The sequence below is a fragment of the Nocardioides sp. zg-1230 genome (genome assembly GCF_013155335.1).
Taxonomy (GTDB): Bacteria; Actinomycetota; Actinomycetes; order Propionibacteriales; family Nocardioidaceae; genus Nocardioides.
Genome location: NZ_JABJQZ010000001.1, coordinates 1652835 through 1658834 on the forward strand (window position 1 = coordinate 1652835; position 6000 = coordinate 1658834).

The following is a 6000-nucleotide window of genomic DNA, read 5'->3' on the forward strand; positions in this document are numbered from 1 at the left end:
GAATGCGACCGGCGCTGAGCGCCCTGACTTGCCGGTCCATGCAGACCGGGCTGCGTCGGCTGTTTGGCCCGCGCGGACAAGCGGCGGTTTGACGCACCTTCAATGCGCAGGGCGAGTCACTAGCTTTGTTTGGCGTACTGCGCGTGGGGTGTCGTGTTTTCATGAGACGTGAGCATCAACGCAAGGTCTCTGTCCGCGTGGGCGCTAGTCGTAAGCAGCTTGCTGCTCGCAGCGCCAGCACACGCGGACGTGACAAAGTCGGTTGATCCGCAGGACTCGGTGGACGGAGCCGATATTCGTGCCGTCCGTATTGACCAGCGCCATGGAGGCAGGCACGACGGAAAGGTGTCACTGCAAGTCCAGATCAATGGGCTTTCGCGAGAGACGACAGTGCGCTGGGTTCTCGGTAGCACCGTGAAGTTCACCGCGTGGCGGACTCGTAGCGGGAAGACGCGCTTGGAGGCTCGGCACCTGTTCGAGGGCGAACCCAAGTTCTGGTGCCCACAGGCAATCGTGAAGTGGAGTTCAACAGCCGCAACGCTCCATTACGACCGTCGTTGCGACGCAACGGTGGGAACGGCCGATCCGTCGACCTACTACGCAGGGAACATGAAGGTCGCGGCCTACACGTTCTTGCCTGATGGTTATGAGTACTACGACGCAGCTCGAGCTCCCAAGCTCACCAGATGGACGGGACCGACGGGCGAATAGCGAGCCGCACACCGATGGGGGGGGGGGGGGGGGGGGGGGGGGGGGGGCGGGGGGGGGGGGGGGGGGGGGGCGCTTAACCCACGTGGCGGGGGCCCTGGGGGTTATTTGGCGCCCCCCCCCCCCCCCCCCCCCCCCCCCCCCCCCCCCGCCGCGAGCGCAACGCGGCGAAGTGACGCGCGCTCGTGGCGGTAGCCGTGCTTCCTCACGATTGCTCGAACAATGGGCACACCCACGTGCTGCGTGTCAGCCCATACTGACCCAGTGAGTGAAGCGAATCAGCGGATGAGTGAGTTCGGGCAACTGGCCAGAGCATTGCGGTCGGCGCCCGATGAGGACGCGCGTCTGGGGCTTGCCGTGGGCGCGGCCGTGAGCCTGGTCGCCAGGTGCGACCACGCCGGTATCACCATCAACGAGAAGGGCGGCCTGCTCACGCGGGTAAGCACTGACGACTTCGTTCGCCGCGCCAACGAGCTGCAGCACGAGCTGGGCGAAGGCCCGTGCCTGAGCGTCCGCAAGGACCAGGACACCATGATCGTCGTCGACCTCGCGACCGAAGAGCGGTGGCCGGAGTGGGCGCCCAGGGTCCACCACGAGTTCGGCGCCACCTCGATGATGTCGCTGCTCGTCTTTGCAGATGACCACTCCTACGGCGCACTGAGCCTCTACGCCGTGGGTGGCCACCGGTTCGACGTCGACGACGTCGCCGTCGCCCAGGCCCTGGCCGGGCACCTGGCCATCTCGATGTCTGCCGAACGAGAGATCGATCAGCTCGGGATGGCGATCATCAGCCGTCTGGTCATCGGCCGGGCCGAGGGGATCCTGATGGAGCGACTTGACGTCAATGCCGATCAGGCATTCGACTACCTGCGGCGGATCTCCAGCCAGACCAACCAGAAGCTGGTGGCTGTCGCGAGCGACATCGCCCGCACCCGCGCGCTCCCCACCATCGACTGAACCTGGGGCCTGCACCCGAAAGGGGACCGGGTACCCACTTTTCTTGACCACCCGGCCCTGGCCGTACGACAACCATGACTGCAGAACGACTTGGATCCTCTGTACCCATTGCCGAGCGGCGGATCCGCCGGCGGGCGGGTCGTCACCGAGCTGCAGCCGACTGGTGTTCTCACCTGTCACCCGCTCTCAAAGAGCCGGATGTCCCGACAAGCGGCGCAATGTCGCGCCCCGGACGGTACGCGGCGCAATGTCGCGCCCCGGACGGTACGCGGCGCAATGTCGCGCCCCGGACGGTACGCGGCGCAATGTCGCGCGAGATGCGACATGTCGGTGCGTCCCAGCGTGACCGGCTTCGTTTCACGCTGCACAAGGCCACGCGCGGTGATGAGTTGCACAACGCTGACCAACGGTGCAGCTACTTCGTGAACGTCCTGCTCGGGGAATAGTCGGTCTCTGCCGAACCGGTGGAGAGGCGGACGGCGCGTGCGCGGGTTCGGTACTTGTGCGTTCCAGCCAGCAGCGGCCAGCCTTCGGCGCACATGTTCCATGGCCTCGTAGAGACGCGAACCTCGATGACCCGGCAGCAGCCCGCGTCGACGAATCGGTCCCCCTTCTTCACCTGCAGGCAGACCGTGTTGGTGAACCTGCTCGGGAGCGCGTCGGGGTCGCACGTCAGCGTCCCCTCGATGCCGGCGTCGGGGTCCGTCGGGGTGACGCGGCGAGGCTCGAACGCCCTCACCTCGCACCGAGCTATCCCGGCCTGCGCCGGTGCTGGGGCAACCAGCAGCAACCCAGCGATGAAGGACAGGAGAACCGGTCCAGTCAGCAGTCTCATGAGCATGTGCGTCCCCTCCCGAGCATCGGGCCCACCAGGGAGCCGTCTCTGCGAGTGTCGCGCCGTGGTCGCCGCTGGTCAACGAGCCTGGGCTATGAAGCGGCCGGACGGGGGCCGACGGTCGGGCGCCTGTGGCAGGTCGCCGGTTTCGGCGATCTGCCGCGCCAGGTTGACGAGCTTGATGATTGCCGCGAGTGAGCACTCACCTCCGCCGACAGGCATCCGGGAGCCGTCAGGCGGCGGAATGTGGCACCACGTTTCCACGGATGCAGGACGAAACGGCGTCAGTTGTCAGGGCCACGCTGCAGCCCGAGGGTCGCCAAGAGGTCCTCGTGGAGCTCCATCCACACGACGTGGCAGGAGTCGATGCCAACACCGTCAACCCACTCGCGTCGCCCGGCCCAGGCGCGGGCAGTGGCGGTGTCATAGCGCTTGGAGTAACCCTCGAAACGCGACAGCTGTCCGGTCAGTTCCTCCTCCAGTGGAACCAGCCGTCGACCGATGGACTGCAACGTCCTCAGCACCCGTTCGTCCCAGCGGAAGTCGGTGTGGTCGTTTGCCACCATGGCGTTGCCTCCCAAAGGGCGCAGCTGCCACTTCGTGACGGCGTTCTGGAACTGGGAGTTGAGGGGCACGAATTCGCGATGCACCGCAGCCACGGTGAGAAGCCCGGCGGCATTGAGCTCGGCCGCTGTCCGGTCCTCGTTCTGGCGTCGTCCCTGATCGGTCAGGGACCATCCTGTCGTTCCGCCGAACTCGGATCGTGTGACCCAACCGGATGCCCGGAAGTCCTCGAGGGTTATTTCTACCGTCTCGCGGTCGAGTTGGAACCTTCGTGCGACGCGGCCCGTGTCGGCGAAACCAAGGATCCGCACTGCGTGCAGCGTCAGCGTTGCTGGGTCGGAGACGTGCGGCACCGGCACATCCTGACACTGACATCAAGGCCGATGGTGCCCACAGCCCTCTGCGCCAGTACACGGTAAGCACCGCTCAAGTGGGCGGCGCCTTCGCCGCGCAGCGACGACCACTCATGGGCAGCCGGACAACGCATGCCCCGCCGTCCCCGACAAGCGGCGGAATGGGTCACCCTGACGACCGTGCGGAAGGCGACAGATCCGGGGCCTTGGGTTCCGCACACTTCGTGTCGAGAAGTTCGATTCGGCTCCGTCCCCGGTGTGAGACCACCCACCGCGGGCACTCAGCCCGCACACGAGAGGAGCCCACCGTGGCCCGTGTCATCGCCTCATCCATCGTCTCCCTTGACGGGTTCTCCGAGGGCCCACGGGGTGTGATGGACCTGCCCATGGACGCCGCGTTCGACGCCTACAACCTCGAGCGGATCATGTCAGCTGACACCGTCCTGCTCGGCGCGACGTCGTACGGCTTCTTCGGCGCCTACTGGCCCGATGTGCAGCATCAACCCCCGGCGCCCGCTGACGCCAACCCCTTCCTCGCGCAGGCGCTCAGCGACGACTGCAGGGGCATCAGCCGGCGCTACGACGAGGTCGATGTCCTTGTCGTCTCCGACAACCTGCTCCTCGAGCAGGACTCAGCGTGGCGCACGCGCACGACCGTCGTGCCCCGCAGCAGCATCGCCCATGTCCTCGCCGAGCGGGAGGGTGAGTGCGTGATCTTCGGTAGCCGTTCGATGGTCAACGGGCTGCTCAGGCTCGGGCTCGTCGACGAGCTCCACCTCATGATCGGCGCGCGGTGGCTCGGCGGCGGCAAGCGCTACCTCGAGACACCGACGGACCTGAAGCTGGCCGGGGTGCGTCGTTTCGACGGCTCCAGCAACGTAGTGCTCGTCTATCAACCCTCTCCCGTCGCCGAAAGAGCATGAGAGCAGGACCCGTCTTGCTAAACCGTGAGGGAGTTGAACAACAGGCTGGTCTGGGTGTCGCGGACGCCGGGCAAGGCGCGGATACGTTCGAGGACGACATCGAACTCCGACAGGCTGCGGCATCGCAGCTGGACCACCAGGTCCCACGCGCCAGTAGTCGAGTGGAGGCGTTCGACTTCGGGGTAGCCACGGATCTCTCGCACCACGCTCTGACCCTGGTTCGGAGCGGTGACCACGGTGGTGACCCCTCGCACGACATCACGGTCCACGTCGTTGCTCAGGCGAAGCGTGAAACCCTCGATGACCCCGGAGTGCACGAGCCGGTCAATGCGTGCAGTCACGGTGGAGCGGTTGACGCCCAGTTCTCTGGACAGCACAGCCACCGGGGTTCGGCTGTTGGCACGCAGGACAGCGATGAGGCGATGGTCCAGGTCGTCCAACACGCAATCAGCCTACGCGTGCCGCCCAGAATGCCGCGCGAGCGCGCACAACGTCGACGTTGTGGCCGTTGCGTCCCCACATCGCGCACTCCTACCGTCGTGGACGTCTATCAAGCCCCCGCCCTTCCCAGGAGACCCGATGTGTGCCCCGGCCGCCACCCCGTCCACCCGTCCCTCCGCCGAAACGGGCGCGCACGCCCGCGGACCTGCCCGGTGCACAGCCCTCACCCACTTCGCGGGCCGGGCCGGTGACCACAACGACCTCGCCATGATCGGCTCCCGCGAGCTGGCGGACGCGCTGTCGACGCGGCTCGGCATCAAGGCCACCACCGTCGGCACCCCCAAACCCGCGCTGTCGGTCGGATGGAAGGAAGAACTGGACGCCGCCACCCCCACCCTCAAGGCCATGGCCGCCGAACTCGACCGGGTATTCAACGCCGGGCTCATCCCCCTCACCGCCTCCAGCAGGTGCGCAGTCGCGCTCGCCACCCTCCCCGTCGTCACCGCACACCGCCCCGACGCCGTCATCGTCTGGTTCGACGCCCACGCCGACCTCAACACCCCCGACACCACCAGCACCGGCTACTTGGGCGGCCTCGCCCTCAGCGGACCCCTCGGCCTGTGGAACTCCGGCCTCGGCAGCGGCCTGCGCACCGAGAACGTCATCCTCGTCGGAGCCCGCGACCTCGACCCCCCCGAGCAGGAACTCATCGACGCCGGAACCATCACGCTCGCCCAGGTCGGCCCCTCAATCGCCGACGACCTCCGCACGGCCCTCAACGGACGCCCCGTCTACGTACACATCGACTGCGACGTCCTCGACCCGGGCACCGTCCCCACCGACTACCTCGTGCCCAACGGCCTGAGCCTTGACGACCTCCACGCCGCCGCCGCGGTACTCGCCGAGTCCGAGGTCGTCGGACTCGAGGTAGGCGAGCTCGAAAGCACCGACAACGACACAACCCCGCCCAGACACGTCAACGCCCTGCTCGACGCCCTCGCACCGCTACTGCACACCACCGGTCCCGCCTGATCAACGTCCCCAGAACCACTCGCACATCGCCATGGCCGGATACTTGAGGTGCGCCGACAGGCGGCGCAATGTCGCGCCCCGGACGGTACGCGGCGCAATGTCGCGCCCCGGACGGTACGCGGCGCAATGTCGCGCCCCGGACGGTACGCGGCGCAATGTCGCGCCCCGGACGGTACGCGGCGCAATG

At 67.2% G+C, this 6000-nt stretch carries 7 protein-coding genes; 3 read left to right on the forward strand and 4 right to left on the reverse strand.

All coding sequences use genetic code 11. From position 1 onward, the window contains the following. The first annotated feature begins 972 nt into the window (after nucleotides 1–972). On the forward strand, nucleotides 973–1665 hold the full coding sequence (locus HOO61_RS08035; protein ID WP_172258051.1) for a GAF and ANTAR domain-containing protein: 693 nt from the start codon (nucleotides 973–975) through the stop codon (nucleotides 1663–1665). A 415-nt stretch (nucleotides 1666–2080) separates the two neighbouring features. Here HOO61_RS08035 and HOO61_RS08040 read toward each other — a convergent pair whose 3' ends face one another. Together HOO61_RS08040 and HOO61_RS08045 are read right to left on the reverse strand one after the other, a co-directional pair. Beyond that, the gene (locus HOO61_RS08040) at nucleotides 2081–2506 is read right to left on the reverse strand and encodes a hypothetical protein (protein WP_172258052.1); all 426 of its coding nucleotides are present in this window, start codon (nucleotides 2504–2506) and stop codon (nucleotides 2081–2083) included. Nucleotides 2507–2784: 278 nt separating this feature from the next. Next, on the reverse strand, nucleotides 2785–3417 hold the full coding sequence (locus HOO61_RS08045) for a transcriptional regulator (RefSeq protein WP_172258053.1): 633 nt from the start codon (nucleotides 3415–3417) through the stop codon (nucleotides 2785–2787). A 308-nt stretch (nucleotides 3418–3725) separates the two neighbouring features. Here HOO61_RS08045 and HOO61_RS08050 point away from each other — a divergent pair, with 308 nt between their 5' ends. Further along, nucleotides 3726–4340, forward strand: coding sequence for a dihydrofolate reductase family protein (locus HOO61_RS08050; protein ID WP_172258054.1), 615 nt, complete (start codon nucleotides 3726–3728; stop codon nucleotides 4338–4340). A gap of 17 nt (nucleotides 4341–4357) precedes the next feature. Here the strand turns inward: HOO61_RS08050 and HOO61_RS08055 are convergent, their stop codons facing one another. Beyond that, on the reverse strand, nucleotides 4358–4783 hold the full coding sequence (locus HOO61_RS08055) for an Lrp/AsnC family transcriptional regulator (RefSeq protein WP_172258055.1): 426 nt from the start codon (nucleotides 4781–4783) through the stop codon (nucleotides 4358–4360). A 265-nt stretch (nucleotides 4784–5048) separates the two neighbouring features. On the opposite strand from HOO61_RS08055, the gene HOO61_RS08060 reads away from it, so the two are divergent. After that, nucleotides 5049–5813: an arginase family protein gene (locus HOO61_RS08060; RefSeq protein ID WP_216658580.1), complete on the forward strand. Its 765-nt coding sequence runs from the start codon at nucleotides 5049–5051 to the stop codon at nucleotides 5811–5813. Here the strand turns inward: HOO61_RS08060 and HOO61_RS23695 are convergent. Next, a partial coding sequence (locus HOO61_RS23695) for a hypothetical protein (protein ID WP_216658581.1) occupies nucleotides 5814–6000 on the reverse strand: 187 nt, incomplete at its 5' end.

Excerpts from the sequence above, each read along its gene's own strand:
- HOO61_RS08040 (WP_172258052.1), bottom strand. The coding sequence starts at position 2,506 with ATGCTCATGAGACTGCTGACTGGACCGGTTCTCCTGTCCTTCATCGCT.
- HOO61_RS08060 (WP_216658580.1), top strand. The coding sequence starts at position 5,049 with ATGATCGGCTCCCGCGAGCTGGCGGACGCGCTGTCGACGCGGCTCGGC.